1 pseudogene is annotated in these 621 nt (G+C 57.3%); it reads left to right on the top strand.

The annotated features are described in order from the left end of the window. Nucleotides 1-464, top strand: a pseudogene (locus PGW49_RS10250) (phospho-sugar mutase); the annotation flags it as partial. Between the last annotated feature and the right edge of the window lie 157 nt (nucleotides 465-621).

Raw genomic sequence — 621 nt, 5'->3', positions numbered from 1 at the left:
TGGCCGGTGACCACGTGCGCGACAAGGACGCCGTGAGCACTTCTCTTCTGATTTGCCAGATGGCGCAGTATTACAAGCTCCAGGGAAAGAACCTTGCCGACGCGATGCACGAGCTGTACGAGAAGTATGGCTACTATCACAACAAGACGATTTCGCTGAGCTATCCGGGCGCTGAGGGTGCGGCAAAGATGGCCGGCATCATGGCCGGTCTGCGCGAGAACCCGCCCGCGGAGCTCGCCGGTTCCAAGATTGAGGCTGTCGTGGATTACAACACCTGCGTGAACGGCCTGCCGAAGGCTAACGTCATTGAGTTCGATCTTGAGGGCGGCAACAAGGGTATTGTTCGTCCTTCCGGCACCGAGCCCAAGATTAAGCTGTACATCTTCGCTAAGGGCGCGGATGCCGCCGAGGCTGATGCCGCACTTGACGCGATCGAGGAGTCCGGTCGCAAGCTGCTGGCATAAGGTATTTAAGAGTCTTCTATAGCTATAGATGGGCTAAAGAGGGGATCTCGGATGCGAGGTCCCCTCCTGTTTTTAACCAGCCAGCCGAGAGTACTTATATGTGTAGGAAATGTGTACGCCCAGATTCCCGCCCCCGGCGCCCCTCCGGTCTGGCAAT

Source organism: Collinsella aerofaciens (genome assembly GCF_027679495.1).
Classification (GTDB): Bacteria; Actinomycetota; Coriobacteriia; order Coriobacteriales; family Coriobacteriaceae; genus Collinsella; species Collinsella aerofaciens_AK.
The sequence above is the reverse complement of the archived record's forward strand: the minus strand, read 5'-3'. Positions and strand labels throughout refer to the sequence as shown.